24 protein-coding genes and 2 pseudogenes are annotated in these 18413 nt (G+C 44.5%); 18 read left to right on the top strand and 8 right to left on the bottom strand.

Translation table 11 applies throughout. The features are described from left to right. The first annotated feature begins 341 nt into the window (after window positions 1-341). From ACRRSY_RS17780 to ACRRSY_RS17825, 10 genes and pseudogenes are all read left to right on the top strand, one after another. Window positions 342-866: pseudogene (locus ACRRSY_RS17780) on the top strand (DUF3450 family protein). Window positions 867-917: 51 nt separating this feature from the next. After that, window positions 918-1286, top strand: a complete 369-nt coding sequence (locus ACRRSY_RS17785) for a hypothetical protein (protein ID WP_432463741.1) — start codon at window positions 918-920, stop codon at window positions 1284-1286. Between the two features lie 63 nt (window positions 1287-1349). Continuing rightward, a complete protein-coding gene (locus ACRRSY_RS17790) occupies window positions 1350-1586 on the top strand; it encodes a hypothetical protein (protein WP_432460015.1) in 237 nt (78 codons plus the stop codon). A 29-nt stretch (window positions 1587-1615) separates the two neighbouring features. After that, on the top strand, window positions 1616-2155 hold the full coding sequence (locus ACRRSY_RS17795) for a MotA/TolQ/ExbB proton channel family protein (protein ID WP_432463742.1): 540 nt from the start codon (window positions 1616-1618) through the stop codon (window positions 2153-2155). Continuing rightward, complete coding sequence (locus ACRRSY_RS17800; RefSeq protein ID WP_432463743.1) at window positions 2156-2485, top strand: hypothetical protein; 330 nt, start codon at window positions 2156-2158, stop codon at window positions 2483-2485. It begins immediately after the preceding gene. Continuing rightward, a complete protein-coding gene (locus ACRRSY_RS17805) occupies window positions 2478-2687 on the top strand; it encodes a MotA/TolQ/ExbB proton channel family protein (protein WP_432460018.1) in 210 nt (69 codons plus the stop codon). The genes ACRRSY_RS17800 and ACRRSY_RS17805 overlap by 8 nt, the downstream gene beginning before the upstream one ends. Before the next feature lie 81 nt (window positions 2688-2768). Further along, window positions 2769-3098, top strand: a pseudogene (locus ACRRSY_RS17810) (ExbD/TolR family protein). Then, window positions 3098-3760, top strand: a complete 663-nt coding sequence (locus ACRRSY_RS17815) for an energy transducer TonB (RefSeq protein ID WP_432463744.1) — start codon at window positions 3098-3100, stop codon at window positions 3758-3760. Before ACRRSY_RS17810 ends, ACRRSY_RS17815 begins: the two are co-directional and overlap by 1 nt. An 11-nt stretch (window positions 3761-3771) precedes the next feature. Next, window positions 3772-4533 (top strand): hypothetical protein, encoded by a 762-nt coding sequence (locus ACRRSY_RS17820; RefSeq protein WP_432463745.1) that lies wholly within the window; start codon window positions 3772-3774, stop codon window positions 4531-4533. A gap of 30 nt (window positions 4534-4563) precedes the next feature. Next, window positions 4564-4974, top strand: a complete 411-nt coding sequence (locus tag ACRRSY_RS17825; protein ID WP_432463746.1) for a hypothetical protein — start codon at window positions 4564-4566, stop codon at window positions 4972-4974. On the opposite strand, the gene focA is transcribed toward ACRRSY_RS17825, so the two are convergent. Continuing rightward, window positions 4971-6512, bottom strand: a complete 1542-nt coding sequence (gene focA / locus ACRRSY_RS17830) for a formate transporter FocA (protein WP_432463747.1) — start codon at window positions 6510-6512, stop codon at window positions 4971-4973. The two genes, ACRRSY_RS17825 and focA, sit on opposite strands and share 4 nt — an antisense overlap. Before the next feature lie 188 nt (window positions 6513-6700). On the opposite strand from focA, the gene ACRRSY_RS17835 reads away from it, so the two are divergent. Next, complete coding sequence (locus ACRRSY_RS17835) at window positions 6701-7606, top strand: LysR substrate-binding domain-containing protein (protein WP_432451912.1); 906 nt, start codon at window positions 6701-6703, stop codon at window positions 7604-7606. A 385-nt stretch (window positions 7607-7991) separates the two neighbouring features. Here ACRRSY_RS17835 and ACRRSY_RS17840 read toward each other — a convergent pair whose 3' ends face one another. The 3 genes from ACRRSY_RS17840 to ACRRSY_RS17850 form a co-directional block, all read right to left on the bottom strand. Further along, window positions 7992-8327 (bottom strand): DUF3634 family protein, encoded by a 336-nt coding sequence (locus tag ACRRSY_RS17840; protein ID WP_432463748.1) that lies wholly within the window; start codon window positions 8325-8327, stop codon window positions 7992-7994. 331 nt (window positions 8328-8658) lie between these two features. Further along, on the bottom strand, window positions 8659-9231 hold the full coding sequence (locus ACRRSY_RS17845; RefSeq protein WP_432463749.1) for a YceI family protein: 573 nt from the start codon (window positions 9229-9231) through the stop codon (window positions 8659-8661). Continuing rightward, window positions 9228-9803: a cytochrome b gene (locus ACRRSY_RS17850; RefSeq protein WP_432460021.1), complete on the bottom strand. Its 576-nt coding sequence runs from the start codon at window positions 9801-9803 to the stop codon at window positions 9228-9230. Before ACRRSY_RS17850 ends, ACRRSY_RS17845 begins: the two co-directional genes overlap by 4 nt. A gap of 323 nt (window positions 9804-10126) precedes the next feature. On the opposite strand from ACRRSY_RS17850, the gene ACRRSY_RS17855 reads away from it, so the two are divergent. Both ACRRSY_RS17855 and nhaD read left to right on the top strand, forming a co-directional pair. Then, window positions 10127-10303, top strand: a complete 177-nt coding sequence (locus ACRRSY_RS17855) for a PA3496 family putative envelope integrity protein (protein ID WP_432451908.1) — start codon at window positions 10127-10129, stop codon at window positions 10301-10303. Window positions 10304-10741: 438 nt separating this feature from the next. After that, window positions 10742-11989, top strand: a complete 1248-nt coding sequence (gene nhaD / locus ACRRSY_RS17860) for a sodium:proton antiporter NhaD (protein WP_432464731.1) — start codon at window positions 10742-10744, stop codon at window positions 11987-11989. Between the two features lie 159 nt (window positions 11990-12148). Here nhaD and ACRRSY_RS17865 read toward each other — a convergent pair whose 3' ends face one another. Further along, window positions 12149-13036 (bottom strand): LysR substrate-binding domain-containing protein, encoded by an 888-nt coding sequence (locus ACRRSY_RS17865; protein ID WP_432463750.1) that lies wholly within the window; start codon window positions 13034-13036, stop codon window positions 12149-12151. A gap of 118 nt (window positions 13037-13154) precedes the next feature. Between ACRRSY_RS17865 and ACRRSY_RS17870 the strand changes: the two genes are divergently transcribed. The 3 genes from ACRRSY_RS17870 (at window position 13155) to ACRRSY_RS17880 (ending at window position 14910) form a co-directional block, all read left to right on the top strand. Continuing rightward, window positions 13155-13451 (top strand): carboxymuconolactone decarboxylase family protein, encoded by a 297-nt coding sequence (locus tag ACRRSY_RS17870; RefSeq protein ID WP_432463751.1) that lies wholly within the window; start codon window positions 13155-13157, stop codon window positions 13449-13451. A gap of 91 nt (window positions 13452-13542) precedes the next feature. After that, window positions 13543-14016, top strand: a complete 474-nt coding sequence (locus ACRRSY_RS17875; RefSeq protein ID WP_432463752.1) for a DUF4865 family protein — start codon at window positions 13543-13545, stop codon at window positions 14014-14016. Between the two features lie 294 nt (window positions 14017-14310). Next, window positions 14311-14910 carry a glutathione S-transferase family protein gene (locus ACRRSY_RS17880; RefSeq protein WP_432463753.1) on the top strand — a complete coding sequence of 200 codons (600 nt, stop codon included), beginning with the start codon at window positions 14311-14313 and terminating at the stop codon, window positions 14908-14910. 77 nt (window positions 14911-14987) lie between these two features. Here ACRRSY_RS17880 and ACRRSY_RS17885 read toward each other — a convergent pair whose 3' ends face one another. Then, window positions 14988-15263: a DUF1330 domain-containing protein gene (locus tag ACRRSY_RS17885; protein WP_432463754.1), complete on the bottom strand. Its 276-nt coding sequence runs from the start codon at window positions 15261-15263 to the stop codon at window positions 14988-14990. Between the two features lie 91 nt (window positions 15264-15354). Here ACRRSY_RS17885 and ACRRSY_RS17890 point away from each other — a divergent pair, with 91 nt between their 5' ends. Further along, entirely contained in the window at window positions 15355-16257 is a 903-nt protein-coding gene (locus tag ACRRSY_RS17890; protein ID WP_432463755.1) for a LysR family transcriptional regulator, read from the top strand. A gap of 153 nt (window positions 16258-16410) precedes the next feature. On the opposite strand, the gene ACRRSY_RS17895 is transcribed toward ACRRSY_RS17890, so the two are convergent. Further along, window positions 16411-16842, bottom strand: a complete 432-nt coding sequence (locus tag ACRRSY_RS17895; RefSeq protein ID WP_432451900.1) for a DUF3859 domain-containing protein — start codon at window positions 16840-16842, stop codon at window positions 16411-16413. 159 nt (window positions 16843-17001) lie between these two features. On the opposite strand from ACRRSY_RS17895, the gene ACRRSY_RS17900 reads away from it, so the two are divergent. Continuing rightward, on the top strand, window positions 17002-17442 hold the full coding sequence (locus ACRRSY_RS17900) for a DUF2059 domain-containing protein (protein ID WP_432451899.1): 441 nt from the start codon (window positions 17002-17004) through the stop codon (window positions 17440-17442). 130 nt (window positions 17443-17572) lie between these two features. On the opposite strand, the gene ACRRSY_RS17905 is transcribed toward ACRRSY_RS17900, so the two are convergent. Continuing rightward, entirely contained in the window at window positions 17573-18223 is a 651-nt protein-coding gene (locus ACRRSY_RS17905) for a 7-cyano-7-deazaguanine/7-aminomethyl-7-deazaguanine transporter (RefSeq protein WP_432456145.1), read from the bottom strand. Window positions 18224-18413: the final 190 nt, after the last annotated feature.

An 18413-nucleotide genomic window follows, 5' to 3' on the forward strand; every position in this document is an offset into this window, starting at 1 on the left:
AAATTCAGCTTCATCGAGTCATTTTATCTGATACTAGCGGCTTGTTAAGCTATGAGCCTAAACCGATTTTGGCTGGCTTTAGCTCTCTCAAATTAAGGTATGAATGTGTTGGTAACGACAATTGACTATTCATTGCAAGGACGGAGGATATGAATCAATATTTGATGCTATTTACGTTGTTACTGGCCTCAGCGAGTGTACTAGCAAATAAGCAACACTTAATGCCTTCAAAGCTGGCAGATCAACGCCAGCTCCAACAACTTAATCGAAGCTCACAATAGCAAATCGATCAATTAGATGCACAACGTCAAGCGACCCTCAATGAAAAACGTCAATTACGCTTGCAAAGCGAACTCTTAGAGCAATATAACCTGCACTTACATGCCATGGTCCTTCAGCAGCAACAACAGTTACAGCAACTCAAAGGCGATCTCACGTCCTTAGCCCAAAGCGAACAACATGCCCTTCCCTTGGTGCATCAGATGTTGAATGAACTCACACCATTTGTCGCCAGAGATCTGCCATTTCTGAGCCAAGAACGAGAGCTACGCTTACAGGACCTCGCGCAACTTTTAAACAGAGCTGATATTAGCTTGGCAGAAAAATATCGCCAAGTATTAGATGCTTACCAAATCTAAATGGAATATGGGGAGACCGTCGAGGCATATCAAGCCATGCTCAACGAGCGTCAGATCAATTTCTTTCGGCTTGATCGCACCGCCTTATACTATCAAACGCTCAACGCACAGCAGTCGGCACTGTGGGATCCAGCGACGCAACAATGGCAAATTTTAAGCCCTACAGACAACCTCAGTTTAAGGATGCCATCGCTATTGCTTGGGAACGACAAGCGCCTCACCTACTGAGCTTACCGATACCACCTCCATCAAACCACATCAACAAGTCGGAATCATAAAATGCATTTGTCTGCGGCCAAATTACTGATGATTTCGCAGCTCAGCTTCAATAGCATCACTTGCTGGGCGAATAATCAACTCAAGCTCACCCAAAGCCAAGCACTAAACCAGCAAAGCGAACAGCAATTTGAGCAAGCTCTTCAACAACAACGACTGCGATTACAGCAAACTCGCCAACGTTTAGCGCAGGCTGAAGCCACACAACAGCTGTTAAAACAACAGTTTGTGAACAATGAACATGCAATGAGCCTGAGCCAGCAGCAACTTCAACAAAGTAGTGGCCAACTTGGAAAAGTATTTGAACTGATCAAGGCCAAGGCGACAGAAAACCAAATAGCCTTAGATAAATCCTTAGTGGCAGCAGAGTAGTACCCCGATGCCAGCAAGCGTTTAGACTTTGCCAAGCGTCAAGGTCTTCCCACAGCAACCGAGATGCAACAATTCCCTCGGGTGTTACTGGCACAACTGCAATATTCAGCCAGTATCAGTTTTTTTGATACCGATATAATCGGTAGCGATGGTCAAGTGCAGCGACAGCACTTACTAAGAATTGGTAGCTTTAATATTATCAATCAACAGGGCCAATACTTGGAATGGCAGGCAGCACTAGAAAAATTACAGCTCTATCCCCGCACCCCAAGCAACAAGCCAACTGACAACAACGACTAAAACAAGCCGGTCCCGTAGCTGGGCTAATCATGGTGCTCGCACTAGTCGGCTTAGTAGTCGGTTTATTCCGTCTTTTCATACTCTTACAAAATGAACGGAGAGTACGACAACAATTAAATCATCCCCAACAGCTGTCTGCCAATAACGCCTTAGCTCGGGTATTAAGCGCCGCCCAAGGGCCAAGCTCTCGCCTAGAGGACTTAGAGCTACGTATCGATGAAGCAATATTAGGCGAACTACCAAAGATTGAGCGAGGCCAAAGTTTAGTCAAGTTGTTCGCTGGGCTCGCTCCGCGACTGGGTCTACTGGGCACGGTGTTAAGCATGATCACGACTTTCCAAAATATTAGCCTTTATGGGAGTAGCGATCCTAAATTTCTAGCGGCAGGGATCTCACAAGCCTTGATCACCACAGTACTGGGCCTACTCGCCGCTATTCCCTTGTTGTTTTGCCGTAGCCTGATGAGCGCTCGCAGTCGAATATTACTGCAAGTGATTCAACAGAAAGGTTTAGCGCTGCTTGCTCAGCAACACCGACACGAACCGTCCAGCAATGCTGTCGACCAATAAATGATGAAGCATGGCCTGATGTTGCTGCACTCAAGCCTCGACAGCCTACATCTGCTGTTGCATCTCGGAGGGTGGGTTTTATCGTTGTTACTCGGCCTCTCGGTATTACTAGCGAACCTATTATTGGAACGAGACCGGTTTCGACTGATCAGCTATCCAGCCCAACACAAGGCTTACCAAACTCAACTAAAAGGCCTAGAACACCGCGATCAATGGCTTAACCTACGCTGCGATATGGAACTTAAACTGAATCAACACCTGAACTTAATCAAAACGCTAATCAGTGTGTCCTTTATTGGGCTTGCTCGGCACCGTCTGTGGCATGATTGAAGTCTTTGACAATATGGCCTTGGCGGGCAGCGCCGATCCACATTTAATGTCTTCAGGCATTGCTCGGGCAAGTTTGCCCACGATGACAGGCATGAGTATCGCCGTCATCGACTTAATCAATTTTACTTATATTAAACGCTGGACCACTCGCAGTAAGTTAGCGCTGCAACGACGTCCAGCAAATATAAAAAGGGATGCCTAGATGAAACGGCGCGATATCATCAATAAACCGGAAGAAGACGCCGAGACCAACATGACGCCAATGCTGGACATCGTATTCATCATGCTGATTTTTTTCATTGTCACCAGCAGTTTTGTCAGACCAAGTAGTATCGAAGTGAATCCTCCAAGTGCGTAGACTGGCCAATTACAAAATGACTCGGCCAGCCACTTAAGCCTAGCCGCCGATGGTAATATTGAACTCGATGGCCAGTGCACCGACCTACGCTTGGTCAAGACAAAACTTCAGCAATTAACAACGCAGCGGACCAATTTTGCCATCTTAGTCGAGGCCGACCAACAATCCACAACCGGGCAATTGGTGGCACTTTTAGATCAACTTCGCTTAGCCAAAGTTCCTTATCGCCTAGCAACCCAAGCGAGTCAACCTTAATGTTACGCCTTTTATTCGCCTTTCCCGCAGGCCTGCTCGTAGCGGGCAGTTTTTTTGTATTCCTGGCTAACATCTCGGGACTCAAACAAGTGCCGCTCCCCCAAGCGCAACCCTTAGCTGCTATACAGTTATTTGCTCAACGTCACAGCCGCAAGCCCGAATTGGTTCAGCGTCGACCTCTGGTACCGCCTCGTTTAGCGCCAACCACAACGGAGTTTCATTTCAGTCCACCAGCAACCAGTGTTCACCAAACACAAGCAAATATAGAACTCTCGGTTTCAGCGATCGCTCTCCCCCTCGCTAAAGTTAGTCTTAGCCCCCTTAAACTACCGGCTCTTACTGCAAGCGTGACCAAGGCCGAGCTAAGCTCCCCCAATAACCTACTGAGCGAAGGCAAGGCGCTTCGCCTCATACTCGGAATTCAACCGAGCTACCAAGTAAAACCGCAATATCCTTTCAATGCGCAACGACGCAACCTCGAAGGCAAGGTTGAACTAGAATTTATCGTCGGCTCCGATGGCAGAGTAAAGGCTTCAAGCATCAAAGTACTAGCGGCCGAGCCTGCGCTGATATTCGAACAAGCTGCACGCCGTGCCGTGCAGAACTGGCGTTTCGTATCAACAACAACGGCCAGTAAGCTTTATAACGCGCCAGCTGATTGAGTTTAATTTGCATGAACAGTAAATACTTAATCGTACTATCAATTATATTTATTTCATTTAGCAGCAATGCTGCCAAATTAAGTCAAAGCGAAAGCCGTCAGCTACAATCCGCTCAACGACTGCGACAACAACGATTCACAGAGGCCGAGCACTATCTCGAGCAGTTAAATCATCAATATCAACAACAAAAACGGGCTTACGCACAAACCGTTGCTTTGCTTTATCGAAGTCAAGTTGCTCTGGAACAGCAAACTTATGCTCAAGCGCTCAACAATTTGCAAGAGGCTTACCATTTACAGCAACTTTCCGATGACCAACAAAACAGCACTCTCTACCAAATTGCGCAGCTACAATTACAAGAGCAGCAATGGTCGGCCGCCATTACGTCTTTTTCCCTTTGGCAAGCACAACAGCTCCCCCCTGTATTGGCCGATAGCAAATTTTACTTGGCGCAGGCGCATGCTCAGCTAGGACATTGGAATAAAGCAGAACAACACATCGCTCAAGCTTTAACCAGGCAACCCGCGGCGCCTCCTTTAATTTGGCTACCACTGGCTGTCAGTATTTATAGCCAACAACAACACTGGCCTTTAGCCATCAGAGTGCAACAGCAAGTATTATTGAGGCAAGGACAACAACTTCAAGCTTATCTGGTTCTGGTAGCACTACAACAAGCACGACAGCCCGATAAAGCGCTGGCTTACTTACAGCAAGCCTTTCAAGCCAACTTATTTGAAAATAACGAACCCTACCTTTTACTCAGTCAACGGTAGCAAAGCCAAGGCGCGCCTTATCAGGCAGCTTTGGTATTACAACAAGGCATGCAGCAAGGGCGCATGGCAGGGCAAGCCAAACTACGCCAAAAACGCTGCCAATTATGGCTAAGCGCCAAAGACTACCCGCAAGCTTCCAGCTGTTTTAGTCAATCGCTCAATCTTGAGCCGAACGGGAAACATTATCAACAGCTCGCTTATGCACAAGCGCAACAAAGGCTATGGCAGCAAAGTATCAATAGCTTACAGCGAGCGCTTGACTATCCCGACACCGAACCAGCCCACAACTACTTGAACCTCGGTTTGCTCTATCTGGAATTGCAATGTTATCCCGAGGCCGAGCAGGCATTAAAAAAGGCGGGAGAATCATCTTCAACCGCCTCTATCAGCCAACAAGCGCTGCGCTATTTACAGCAGCGACAAACGCTTAGTTTACCTTAAGCTACTGATGATTCAGCAACTGCTTTAAAAGTCTCGGCTTCAACTTTGGCTGGCGCACCGAGTGCTGGACGCAAGGCTTTCAGTACTTGATGACGAGTCACAACACCGACTAACTTACCGTTATCAACAACAGGGAAAATCTTCGGACGGTAAACACTGCTGTTACGTAGCCGCTCTTCAAGTGGTTGATGAGTGCTGCTCAACAATACACCTGAATCAGAAACTGGGTACACTTGAGCAACATCAACACTCATATATTCTGCTAGTTTAAGTAAATTATGATTAGGAGCCACGGTCATTACGTCCTTTTGCATGATACTTTCTACGTTAGTCGCACTTGGTTTGCTGTAATCTTCCAGCCATAACTTACGTAAAATTTCTAATTCAGAAACAAACCCAAGTAATTCCATCTGTTGATTCACGACCACAGAGCCAAACAAGCCATTCGCCAACAATGCATCACAGGCTGTCGCCAGAGTCATATCCGGGCTTAAGGGGGTGGTTACCGGTGACATAATGTCGGCAACAGTCATCGATTTTAAGTTTTGCATAGTTGGTTCTCCGATAGGACCAGAAATTTGATTTGATAAAACAGATATAGAACTTGAATGGATTTGTGCTTGTGGCTTACGGTGGTAGATTGACCAATAGCCCAAGCCCACAATCACTGCGCCACCAATGATGTTACCGATAGTGACTGGAATGACGTTGTGCCAAAAAAAGTTTGACCAAGTAAGATGAGCAAAAGCGCTGGATTGAATCCCTAAATCGCTCCAAAACGATGGTTCAGCCCAAGTTTTAATTGCGATCCCTAAAGGCACCATAAACATATTGGCCACGATGTGTTCAAAACCGGTACTCACAAACATCGCCACAGGCAAAATCACTAATGCGCCCTTGGCTGCACTCGACGTGGTACTAAAGGTCATCCATACCGCTAAACACACCAACAAATTACACAACATTCCCAACAATACGGCTTGCAAGAAGCTGTGCTCTAATTTGTGTTGTGCGATCGCCAAGGCATTTAAGCCCCACTGTCCATGATCCAATTGATAAAGCTTGGCGCCACTGACAATTCCAACCAGTAAGATGGCACCAATAAAGTTACCTAAATAAACCTTGCTCCAGTTTGCGAGCATCTGTCGAGTATTCAACTTACCGTTGGCCCGAGGAATAATAGACAATACCGTACTGGTAAATAACTCACCGCCACAGACCACTAGCAGTACCAAACCTAAACTAAATGCTAAACCTCCAAATAGGCGGTTAAAGCCCCAGCCCAATTGTTGTCCTGAGCCAGTGGTCACCGTAATGTAGAAAACGAAAGCAAGACCAATAAATATTCCTGCGCTAATTGCTAAACTCAAAGTTTTACCAGTACTGCCACTCGCCTTCTTATAGGCATACTGTTCGGCGTACTGTGTCATTTGATCCGGGCTTAAAGCAGCATTTGAAGCATGAACAGGCAAGGTACTTGGCTTACTTGTTGATACTACAAATGGGGCATTAAAACGCTCGGGTTGCTGTTGATTCATTCCCACAAAAACCTTTATTGAAAGCAGCTCAGCCGCTCGGTAGCTAATCGTGACACTACCTTAAACAGATAATTGCTCCGCAGTAAGCGCATAATTTTTATGACCGCTATCAAAACTATTGATAGCACTTAGCTTTACTATGCTAGGCTTGAAAGTTGGCCGTCATCCGATACTCACTGGAGTGATTAATGCGTTATTCCCTAAAGCAATTAACCGTGTTTGAAGCCGTTGCCACCCATGGTAGTGTCAGCGCAGCAGCTGAACACCTCGCATTAACCCAGTCAGCAGCCAGCATGTCGCTCGCACAATTAGAAAAACTGTTAGGTAAACCCTTGTTTGACCGTCGAGGCAAACGGATGGTATTAAGTCAATGGGGTCTATGGCTAAGACCCAAAGCCAAACAGCTATTACTCGATGCAATGCAAATAGAAGAAGGTTTCGAAAACCAGCACTTGGTGAGTGGTGAACTACAACTTTGCGCCAGCCAAACCGCAGCGGAACACTTGATCCCCGACCTAATTAGCGCGATCGATAACGATTTCCCTCAATTGAGAATTAACTTTTCAGTAGAAAATACAGCTGAAGTGATCAATGGCTTAATTAACTACGACTACCAACTTGGGGTCATTGAAGGGCGTTGTGATGACGACCGTATCGCTCACCACATCTGGTGTAATGATCACTTAGTGATTGTTGCCGCCTCCCACCATCCTTACGCCAAACTCGAAAAAGTCAGCATTGCTCAGTTGGAGCAAGCACGTTGGGTATTACGTGAGCCCGGAGCAGGCACACGACGAGTATTTGATAGTGCCATTCAAGGCACCATCGAAAGCCTAAAAGTGCATCGCGAATATGAGCATGTACCGGTGCTTCGTTCTTTGGTCGCTAACAATAGTTATCTTAGCTGCCTGCCCTATCTGGATGTGATAAAAGCTTTAGAGCGTGGCGAATTGGTCGTACTCAATGTACCTGAACTTAACATTGAACGCTCACTGTCTTTTATTTGGCGGAACGATACACCAGAAAACCCGCTGCGCGACTTAGTCATTACGGAAGCAAAAAGAATGTTTAAGTTACGCACCTCTCACCTATAAACAAAAGTCACTTGTATATTGAGAAAAAGCACTATACACTAAATGCGAATAGTTATCATTTAACATGTGGTGCTTTATGAAACATCAATTGACTCTCGCAGCATCGGCTGCAACATTATTTATAGCGAACCCAGCTATGGCCAACCATGGCTGGCCAGCAAAAGAACTCTCAACCCTCGAAAATATAGCGCTCGCCTTATCGATGATGTTCTGCATGATATTTTGTATATGGTTGATAAAAACTATTAAACGCGCTCTAAATCAGCCTCATCTACTCACTTTACCCAAAAAGCTAAAGCGCTAAAAAGCAGCCATATATCACAACAGTTGAAGTGATGGGTCGATAACATCACCAGAGTAAAAAAGCTCGGTAATAGGCCGCAGGCTAATCGAGAAAAACGCTACTGCTGGTCTCTGAAGTTTTTTGACTATAAAGTTTGTGCGGAAATTGCTTTTCCAAATAGATCTGGTCTGCCACATCAATAGACGGAGAAAAATGCAAATGTAATCGTTGATTGCTTTCAATCCCTTTGATTAAACCGAGTACTTTCCTTCCCCGCATCATTTGGCGGCAATCATAAATAAATGAGCTCGGTAGATGGCCTTTGATAACATTCACTTTGCCAGAGCGTAGCTCACAGACAAAAGTACAATGAATGTAGCGCAGTCGATAAACCAATACCGCAGCGATGACTAAACCAAACATAATACCAATTATCACACCACACTCCTTGTGTTGAGCTTTCAGCTAATCCGTTCTACATCGCTCAGATATGAAGATAAAAAACTCAATAAGAGTAAATGTGATGCCTCAGAAAGACAATGGCAAACATAAATTTTTGGCTATTAATCAAAAATTTATGTGTTTTTGATAGGGGGAACCACAAATAAATAGACTGAAAACCGTTTCAAGAAAATACTTCTCCATCGGTTAAAAGTCACAACCAAGAAGCAGAGTAGGTTTTGAGAAAATAATGCCCAAGTGAAGTTTAGATATTTCACTTGGGCATCTTAGCTAGGAGGCTATGCTGCGCATTTAGGCTACAACAGGATTACTTTTTACGACCTTCAATCACTAAATCCATTTCTACAGAGGTGGATTTAGGGCCTAAATTCATCGGAATACCATAATCTTTCATCACTAACTGGGTTGAACCAACAAAACCAGCACGGTAACCACCCCAAGGGTCTTTACCTTCACCAACTTTGCTCACATCAATCACAATATCTTTCGTCACCCCGCGTAAGGTAAGTTGACCGTACAACTTGCCATGCTCTGCATCACTGGCCTCATACTTGGTGCTCACAAAGCCGGCTTGCGGATATTTATCAACCTCTAGGAAGTCTCCACTGCGGATGTGTTTATCACGCTCAGCGTGATTGGTATTTACCGATTTAGTATCAATATTAACTTTCACCTGAGTCGCCTCTGGAGCAGCCGCATCATAGCTAAATTCACCATCGAAAGTATCAAAGCGTCCAACCACAAAACTGTAACCTAAGTGATTAACCTTAAAGTTAATCGAGGCATGAGCGCCTTGGGTATCAATGACATAATCTGCGGCACTGGCCGGTAAAGCGAACATGCTTGCCGCAAATGCAGCAGCAATAAACTGTTTTTTCATTTTTTTATTCCTTTCATCAGTATACGAGCGGGTTTCAACATCCTAATTAATGTTCGGTCTTTATCTACAAAGTGGTGTTTTACAGCAGCCAAGGCATGCCCGGCCGCCAAAGCGATTAAACTCCAAGCAAGAAACGCATGTACTTTGCCTGCAAATTCTTCTTGCTGAGGAATACCATGCAAGGTAGCCGGCACTTCGAACCAATCAAATACAGAGATGGGACGAGCATCGGCAGTGGAAATCAAATAACCAGAAACCATCAATACAAACATCACAGAGTAAAGCAGAAAATGCCCGACTTTAGCGCCACGTTTTTCCAACGGATGATGGTTTTCAAGGCTTAAGACCTGAGGATTTAAGTAGCGCCAACATAAGCGAAAAACCATTAAAATAAACAATAAGATCCCAACACTTTTATGGATCATCGGCGCGGTTTGATACCAACTCGAGTAATAGTTCAAATCCACCATGAACAGGCCCAAACCAAACAACATCAGCACAATGATGGTGGCGAGCCAATGGATCATAATCGAGATGAAACCATAGCCATTGGCGGTATTACGAAACTGCATAACAGTCCTTTTTGTTGCTTTAACATTTTCTAGTGGATTAGCATTACCGATAACGCCATCTAATAAAATCGAATTTAATGTTAAGGAATGTTCTATTTATTAGAAGTAAAGATAACAGCAAGACCACATCACACTACATTCAGCTACAAAGGTAATGGAATTCCTGACAAAAGCAAGCTCGACCCACTACGCAAAAGTGTTAAGACTTAACAAAATCTTCACTTTCAAGGCTATACTTTTAAGGTACATTTTTCGTATCTCACAACAGCCAGAGATAATGAGAGCGCGCTTGAACTCGATGAAGTCAGTGTTGGAGCAGATTTATGAAACAACCAAGCTTTGACGATATGGACGAATGGGACGAACTAGACCTACTCCATAACGCAAAAAGTCATAAAACTCAGCGGGACAAAGCCAAAGCTCGTCGCCGCATTGATGAATACCACGAGCGTAGGCAGTTACAACGCCATCTCGATCAAGATTATGATGACGACTACTAATCGGTAGTAATGCAGACCTTTTATGTAACAATCAGGGAAGCTTCGGGCTTCCCTGATTTTTAACTGTGAAGCAAAAAAGCAGCCAAAATCTTGGCTGCTTGAGTCCCCCCTGATCAACTAAGGTTATCATCCTCGCTGAGTTCCTCTCTAACCTCCCAATTAAACTACAGCCAACCGCCCTTTGTTACACCAACCCACAAAGCTCAACACAATTCAAACACCCACAGCGACAAGTAAATGAATAAAAGGAGTTTTGTAAAAAAAATGCATCTAAAATGCTACAAAGCTTTTTCTGCTGGCACTTTAGTCCTATAATTCGCCGTCAATTTATTCTATCAACAGCGCTTCTCCATAGCTGTTTGCCGCACTCATTGGCCGACGATCGCTTTAAGCAATGCCGACCCATTAGCTAATTAACAAGGAAAAAAGATGTCTCCAATCTTAGAGGTAGTACTGATCAGCTTCGCCGTACTGGCGCTGTTAGGTGTAGTTCTAGAAGATGTAATTCACGTCAATAAAGCCAAGGTCACACTGTTTTTGGGGACTTTGGCCTGGATCCTGTTATTCATCTTTCAGGGACAGGGGGAGCAGCATCAACAAGTCATCGATGGGCTTGGGGAAAACATCTCAGAAATTGCTGGATTATGGCTATTCCTTGTGGCGGCAATGACCTTCGTAGCCTATTTAAATAAAAAAGGTATGATAGAAAATCTTATCTATTTCTTCCTACCAAAACAAATTAGTGAAAAAGCGCTACTGTTTCTAACTGCTGTATTCTGTTTCATTTTTTCTTCCTTAGCCGACAACATCACCGCCACACTAGTTTCGGTTACCTTGATCCTATCGCTCAACTTAAGCCGCAAGAAAACCCTGCGTTTTGCCACTCTGGTGGTATTTGCAGTCAACTCTGGTGGGGTAGCATTGATCACCGGTGATGTTACAACTTTGATGATTTTCCTTGCCAATAAGGTCACCATTACCGATCTATTATTACTGTCGATCCCTTCGTTCTTCTCGGTATTACTGTTAGCACTAATGCTCTCTGTTGGCATGAAAGATACGATTGAAATCAAACGTCATATTACCGAAGTTCGCAAAGTAGATGCGGTTATTGCGGTGATCTTTCTGGCAACTATTGTTTGTACCATTTTTGGCAATGCGCTCTATCAAATCCCGCCTGTGCTTAGTTTCCTATTTGGCATGTCGTTAATGTTCCTCACCGCCCGCTTCTTTAACGAAGACCAAGACGAAGATTCGATTTTGGAATACATTCGAGTCATTGAATTTGAAACCCTACTATTCTTCCTCGGGATCTTGCTATTGGTTGGCATGCTGAAAGAAATAGATGTACTCGACCAGCTGGTTTCGGTATACGAAGTCTTACCACCAATCGCCGCTAACTATCTAATGGGCGCAATGTCTGCCACCATCGACAACGTGCCACTCACCGCGGCCTTATTGAAAGCCGGTATTAGCATGTCAGCGCCAGATTGGCTGGGTTTGACTTACGCAGTTGGTGTGGGCGGTTCCTTACTGGTGATCGGCTCAGCTGCAGGCATTGTTGCCATGAGTAAAATTGATGGTTTAACCTTTGGTAGTTATTTACGCTATTTCCTCTATTTGCTGATTTCTTACACCGTGGGTTATGCCGCAGTGTATTACTTTAGCACGCTAATGATGGGCTAAATACTAGCGCAATTTTGAGTGCCATTTGTGATTCATTAAAGCAAGGGCGGCCCTGCTCAGGGCGGCCCTGAGACGAACCATTGACCAGGCTTAAATGCTTGATCGCGAGCCTGCATCATCACCATGCAACAAACCTCACTCACCATCAACAATACGGGCTTAAGCCGGCAACTTTAAACAGCGACTAACGACTTGCTGGCGCACAATCTCTCCTAAGCGAACAACTTCCGGCTTTTCCGCTCCCTCGGTGCGATGCATTAATAATCCTAAATTCCCCAAGGATGGCAATAAATCATCAATGGCCAAAAGGCTGGCTGGCAAGCCAATGCTGGTGCGTACGGTAACTCCCAAACCCGCCTCCACCGCAGCCCAGATTCCATTCAAACTCTGGCTACTATAAACCACCTTCCAGGGAATTCCCGCTTTATCGAGTGCTGCAGTGGCCTTCTCCCGCATTAAGCAGGGGGCTTCAAACATCACCAAAGGTAGGGCTTGTCGACGTCGCAACAATGACTCCAGCGACAAGTTAGGATGGCTTAACCACAGCAAGGGAAGCGCACCCAAAACTTGTTGATTAGCGCAACTTTGACCTGCATCCCAGGCCAGCGCTAAGTCATATTGCCCTTGCTCAATGCCTTGAACTAACTGTTGATTACGGGTCACACTAGTACACAATTGAACTTGCGGATAAGCGCGACTAAATTGTCCCAGCACTTGAGTCAGAAAGCTCTCAGAAAAGTCTTGCTGCATCGCAAAATGCAGCTTCCCGGTTAACTCGGGAACCACCAAAGCCGCCATCGCTTCATCATTTAATGCTAATAGGCGTCTTGCATAACTAAGCAACTGTTCTCCACTATCAGTCGGCAACAGCTGGCGGCCTGATTTTTTAACTAAGGGACAACCCGTCTGCTGCTCTAACTTCTTTAATTGAGCGCTCACCGCAGAACTTGAACGATGTAAGCGCTTGGCAGCAAGCGCGAAATTGTTTAATTCCATGCCCAATACAAAGCTACGTAAGGCCTGAAGATCTAAGGTTTGTTGGCTCATTCAAATTATCCTGAATTCCAAAACAATCAATCAAAAATGTTTTGATTTTATGTATCAATACATTGTGCCAGAATCAATGGGTATTTCAAGTAGCAATCCCAAAATTCGAGGAGAGATCATGAACAACACCGAACAACTATTTCGTTATGCCCCAAAATTAAAACAACTGAGCGAGCAAGTCTTATTTGCTGATGTTTGGCAGCGCCCCTTATTAAGTCCACGAGAGCGCAGCCTTATAACATTAGCGGCACTGGCAGCTTTAGGCCGAACCGAACAACTGCCGTTTCATTTAACCCTGGCAGAAAAAAATAGCTTAACCAAGGAAGAGCTGGGGGAGCTCTTCACCCACTTGGCTTTTTACGCAGGTTGGCCAGCGGCGGTCAGTAGCCTCTCTCGTATCGAACCACAGGAGTAAGTTCCATGCCAATGGTCATTTGTTTCAACCACGCTGAAGATTGGTCTTTTAGTCAAGGTCAGATATTCACTACGGAGGCTCTATGCTAGCCATGCAATATCGAATTATCCTTCCGGCCGATTACAATATGGTCAATATTCAAACAAGGATTAAAGAAAAAGCCCATCTACTCGATGGCTACCCCGGATTAGTATTCAAGGCCTATTTATATTCAATCAAAGATAGTCCAGACTACTTCAGTACGGTCAATAGTTACGCCCCTTTTTACCTATGGAAAGATACCTCAGCAATGGCGAGCTTTTTGCGCAGTCCTGGCTTTGCCGCGTTGAGTGAGCAATTCGGTCGCCCTTCGGTGAAAAGCTGGCTACTTGAAGGTGAAATAAAGATGCCAGAGCAGCAAGCTTACGCTTGTATCGAATCAACAAGCACAGATACAGCCGATCTGATTGGCTTCGACTGCTCTAACTGGTCTTCGCTGAAGCTGAACTGGCTCAACCAAGCCAGCACCCAGCCAAGTGAGCAAAAACAATATTACCAAATTGGCTATCTCGCTCGCGGCCAATAAAACTCAGCACTTGCGCATCAGCAGTCATTTATCTGCTGATGCGCCCGCAATCACTGCCTATTATCATCCTCCCAAGCAACGACCAGTTCACGGTGAGGTCAGTTAGTATTCTTCATTTTCAGCTTTTTACGAGTCCTTTCCTATGAGCATCTAGCGTTTGTCGATATACGTTCAATTCCTTAAAATCCTAATGAAAGTGGTAATATGGAGTTTCTTCAACAGCCTTAAAATAGGAAATTCCCTTGTTAGCATAAAGGACTTTATTGAATCAACACTTATACTTTCGGAGGAAACATGGAAGTATTGCTGTATAGCGCGAAAGGATCAAATAGCTCGCAAAGAGTAGAATGGATCCTCAATTTCAAAGCTATCCCACACCAAAAAATTGAGCTTAGCGCCAATGAATTGGCAACCAGCTATCGAGCCATTAACCCTTTTGGCTATGTCCCCTCCTTGGCTGTAGATGGTTTTGTATTTTCGGAATCGATGGCTATCGCCGAATATCTAGAGGAAAAATTTCAGAACGGTCCTTTACTTAGTCAAAATATCAACCAAAAAACCAATATTCGTCGTGTTTGTGAATACGTAAACTCAAGTATTCATTCACCTCAAAATAGAACTGTGCTCAAATTTTTTCGTCCTGAGCTCGATGAACCATCTAAACGAAAACTCCGCGGAGATTGGATTATACATTGCCTTGAACGACTAAGCGCAACTCTCTGCAATGAATCGGGATATGCTATAGGTACACACTTTAGTCTGGCAGATATATTTGTAGCTTCAATATACAAAAAGGCGTTGCAACATGCTTGTATCGAAAGTGAATTTTACAATCAGCACTTGCTGTTCATTCGAAAAAACCAAAGAGTAGCGACCTCGGAACCACCAACATAATCGGCTAGCCGGAGGTCTTTCACCTCCAGCTAGCGTAACCAGCCTCTGTCATGCCACTCAGGCGGTTTAAATCAAATTTAAACGAGATGAAACTGACTGCGCATCCCTTGCTCTCGGATTGGAATAATCGCTTGATATGCTGCACTGTTATACCAATTTTGGGCGCTTTTCTTGTCTGGAAATTCGATGACGGCTTTAATTGGGTGCTTAACTTCACCATGTAAGCTCTCTATTTCACCTTTGGCGATGAAGTGCCCACCAAAGGCTTTCAATGTTTCAGCAGCTAGGGCGCTGTATTTTGATAGTTGCGTTTTATCTATAGGGCTCACATCGACGATCACTAAACTTGTCATTTTTTAAATCCTTAAATGATTGAGTTGACATAGCTTATGCTTACGATTAACACTAAACAATAACCCAATAATTAACTTACTGTTTAAATTTATGAACAGCGTAAAATTAGCGCCTTTACTATTAATTTTTGTTGAAGTGGCCAATCAACGTTCATTTACGAAGGCGGCTAACAAGCTTGGCCTGAGTAAGTCGGCAATTAGTCAACAAATTAAGCGCTTAGAAGAAACAACCGGTCAACAATTATTGATACGTAATACTCGAGGTCTTGTATTAACAGCCGTTGGAGAAGCGTTACTCGCCCGCAGTGAATTATTTAGCGAACAACTAAATATGACCTTAATTGAGTTAAATAGTGCCAAATCGCAGCCTAGCGGTAGCTTTAAAGTATCCGTCCCTCCGTTTTTTGAGCAACATATTGTTATTCCTGCATTAAAACAGTTGAGTTTAGAGTTTCCAAAACTTCAGCCTGAAGTTCTTGTCACGGGAAAATGGCAAGATCTGATAGAGCACAACCTAGATGCGGCAATTTTTGGGGGAAATATAAAAGACTGCAGCTACCGAGCACTATCAATAGGAAAGGTATCAGAGATATTAATAGCTTCACCTCGCTACATCACACAACATGGTACTTTAAAAAATGTTGAACAGTTAATCGAACAGCAGTTTATCGCGACCCCTTGGCAACATGATGAATTGCAATTATTTGATAATAATCAAGCAAATAAACGACAAGTGAAAGTGACACATCACGCCCGAGTAAATACACTGGCAACAGTACTTGAGATGGTATTGCATGATATGGGGATCGCATTTTTTCCGGAGTTCTTAGCACAATCTCATCTCGCTAACGGACGAATCATTCGAGTGCTACCAGAGGTGAGAGGAAAAGCTTGGCATTTTTATTTTTTACATCAATATAAAGGCGAGAAACCAATACATGTCACTCGCTTCTATCAATTATTCCGTCACTACTTCGCCAAGGCTAGCCTATAGCGATAACTGCTAGGCATTTTTATCCACTCGTGATCCAAGCGCAGCCTCCCTCGCTTTTAGCTAACAAATAAACGACCGAAAAAATAGCATGAAAGCCAGTATAATAGCTCGGCGTGGGAGCGTAATGGCTAATGCTTGGATACAAGTAAACACTCACATCCCTCGGCGACGATAAAACTGCTGTGGATCTCCGGGTTGGTCTTGGTAGAGTTCAAAGGATTTATCGGCAATCAGCTGGCCAGCCAATTCGATGGTCATTCGCCACGTCCCCAGCTTATTGCTCACTGGTGGCCAAATCGTATCCCCTAAATAGAAGTCCCAATCGTTATTGCGCACATATACTTCCCCATCAAATGGAGGGCGGACTCGACCATGATCATCTGGAATATTAGGATGATAAATGCAATAACGTAACTTTTGCCCCTTGGCTTTTTTGATATTCACAATCAAGCCAAACTCTACATCCACTTGCGCGGCAACTCGCTGCGTAAACTCAACAATTTGTGGTAGCGCCTTGGCCTCACTATCCCACTGATTATAAATTCCGTAACTATGTAGCTTTACTTGAGGTTTCGATTTAGCCATGGACACCTTTTGCAGACTTAAAAATCATTTATTCTAGCCTAAACGAGGCTAAAACTGCCACGCAGATGCTTTCCCCCTTGGTCTAGACAGTGTAGGCTTAGTCCTTATCAAGTGCGACTTTGTGTTGCCCACACTCTCATAGTAATCAGGGATGACCTTATGAAAACCTTTATCGGTGCCGCCTTAATCATTGCCAGTTTCTCACTACAAGCGACCCCCGTTGATGACCTGCTCGCACTCAATGATAGTGAACAACAAATGGCAGCTATCCGCAGTAATCTAAACAAGGCATTAATGCGACAAAATCCGCCCTTAAAAGACTTTCAGGCAATATTAAACGAATGGGCCAATAATTATCTGACCTGGGAAGAAATGAAACCCAAAATTGCAGAAGTCTATTTAAAACACTTCACCGATGAAGAACTGGCGCAGTTGGTTGCATTTTACAAGACCCCTTTGGGACAAAAAACTCAAGCGCTCAACGCAACGCTAATGCGTGAAACGGCTGTCGCCAGCGCGCTGGTCGCCAAGCAACATCACGGTGAACTCGAGGCCATGTTGAAAAAAGCAATGGCAGCCAAACAATCGGGCCAGCCCTAAGCAAGCACTTTATTTTGACGGGTAGGCATCCAAGCGAGCAGGCCCGCCCTAAAACTTAAAGACTCGGAATCTTCTAATAAGAGCTGTAACCAGCTCTTTGGCGATGACTCTCAAGCCATGTTGCGATTAATTAGGCGGGACTAAGCACTGATAAACGGCTTTGTAAGAAGTGCAGCAACATACCGTATAGCGGCACAAATAAAGCCAAATTAACCGCTAACTTAAAACCATAATCAACCCATGCTATTTCAAGCCAATGTTGCGCCATAAAGGCATCACTACTGGCATAAAAAGCCACCCCGAAAAACAACAAGGTATCCACTACATTGCCGAATATACTTGAGGCTGTCGGTGCTATCCACCAGCGCTTTAAACGGCGTAAACGGTCAAATACCTTCACATCCAATAGCTGACCAACCGCATAGGCAATAAAACTAGCGAGCGCGATCCGTGCAACAAAACTATTCCAAGTAAGCAAGCCCGCTAAACCTTGAAATTGGCCTTGATAAAACAACACTGAAACTAGATAGCTTACTAGCAGCGCCGGTAACATAGCCGAGAAAATGATTTTCCGTGCGCGACTGGCACCAAATAAACGCACCGTTAAATCGGTGGCAAGAAAAATAAACGGGAAAGTAAACGCACCCCAAGTGGTGTGAAAACCAAAAATAGTGAAGGGAAGTTGAACCAAATAATTACTGGCAGCAATCGTCACAATGTGAAACACAGCCAAGATAAAAACACTGCGGCGTTCAGCCTCAGATAATTGTAAAAACCACATAATAGTACGACCTATCTTTTTGATAATTGGGGTAAGAGAACCCAAGGGCGCAGGATTATTCCACAACAGCGAACGCTCTGCAAGTACTAGTGGCACCTAGGCCTGCAACTTTTTAGCACCTGATTCGCAATTTTTAAGCAAACCAAACACGCAACTCTTTCGCTTCCTAGGCAATCTTAGTTACACTGCG

Origin of the sequence: Agarivorans sp. QJM3NY_33 (genome assembly GCF_050870865.2) — a bacterium.
GTDB lineage: Bacteria > Pseudomonadota > Gammaproteobacteria > Enterobacterales > Celerinatantimonadaceae > Agarivorans.

Coding starts and splice junctions, on each gene's coding strand:
- ACRRSY_RS17785 (WP_432463741.1), top strand. CDS start 918: ATGCATTTGTCTGCGGCCAAATTACTGATGATTTCGCAGCTCAGCTTC.
- ACRRSY_RS17790 (WP_432460015.1), top strand. CDS start 1,350: ATGCAACAATTCCCTCGGGTGTTACTGGCACAACTGCAATATTCAGCC.
- ACRRSY_RS17795 (WP_432463742.1), top strand. CDS start 1,616: ATGGTGCTCGCACTAGTCGGCTTAGTAGTCGGTTTATTCCGTCTTTTC.
- ACRRSY_RS17800 (WP_432463743.1), top strand. CDS start 2,156: ATGATGAAGCATGGCCTGATGTTGCTGCACTCAAGCCTCGACAGCCTA.
- ACRRSY_RS17805 (WP_432460018.1), top strand. CDS start 2,478: ATGATTGAAGTCTTTGACAATATGGCCTTGGCGGGCAGCGCCGATCCA.
- ACRRSY_RS17815 (WP_432463744.1), top strand. CDS start 3,098: ATGTTACGCCTTTTATTCGCCTTTCCCGCAGGCCTGCTCGTAGCGGGC.
- ACRRSY_RS17820 (WP_432463745.1), top strand. CDS start 3,772: ATGAACAGTAAATACTTAATCGTACTATCAATTATATTTATTTCATTT.
- focA (WP_432463747.1), bottom strand. CDS start 6,512: ATGAATCAACAGCAACCCGAGCGTTTTAATGCCCCATTTGTAGTATCA.
- ACRRSY_RS17835 (WP_432451912.1), top strand. CDS start 6,701: ATGCGTTATTCCCTAAAGCAATTAACCGTGTTTGAAGCCGTTGCCACC.
- ACRRSY_RS17845 (WP_432463749.1), bottom strand. CDS start 9,231: ATGAAAAAACAGTTTATTGCTGCTGCATTTGCGGCAAGCATGTTCGCT.
- ACRRSY_RS17850 (WP_432460021.1), bottom strand. CDS start 9,803: ATGCAGTTTCGTAATACCGCCAATGGCTATGGTTTCATCTCGATTATG.
- ACRRSY_RS17855 (WP_432451908.1), top strand. CDS start 10,127: ATGAAACAACCAAGCTTTGACGATATGGACGAATGGGACGAACTAGAC.
- ACRRSY_RS17865 (WP_432463750.1), bottom strand. CDS start 13,036: ATGAGCCAACAAACCTTAGATCTTCAGGCCTTACGTAGCTTTGTATTG.
- ACRRSY_RS17870 (WP_432463751.1), top strand. CDS start 13,155: ATGAACAACACCGAACAACTATTTCGTTATGCCCCAAAATTAAAACAA.
- ACRRSY_RS17875 (WP_432463752.1), top strand. CDS start 13,543: ATGCAATATCGAATTATCCTTCCGGCCGATTACAATATGGTCAATATT.
- ACRRSY_RS17880 (WP_432463753.1), top strand. CDS start 14,311: ATGGAAGTATTGCTGTATAGCGCGAAAGGATCAAATAGCTCGCAAAGA.
- ACRRSY_RS17885 (WP_432463754.1), bottom strand. CDS start 15,263: ATGACAAGTTTAGTGATCGTCGATGTGAGCCCTATAGATAAAACGCAA.
- ACRRSY_RS17890 (WP_432463755.1), top strand. CDS start 15,355: ATGAACAGCGTAAAATTAGCGCCTTTACTATTAATTTTTGTTGAAGTG.
- ACRRSY_RS17895 (WP_432451900.1), bottom strand. CDS start 16,842: ATGGCTAAATCGAAACCTCAAGTAAAGCTACATAGTTACGGAATTTAT.
- ACRRSY_RS17900 (WP_432451899.1), top strand. CDS start 17,002: ATGAAAACCTTTATCGGTGCCGCCTTAATCATTGCCAGTTTCTCACTA.
- ACRRSY_RS17905 (WP_432456145.1), bottom strand. CDS start 18,223: ATGTGGTTTTTACAATTATCTGAGGCTGAACGCCGCAGTGTTTTTATC.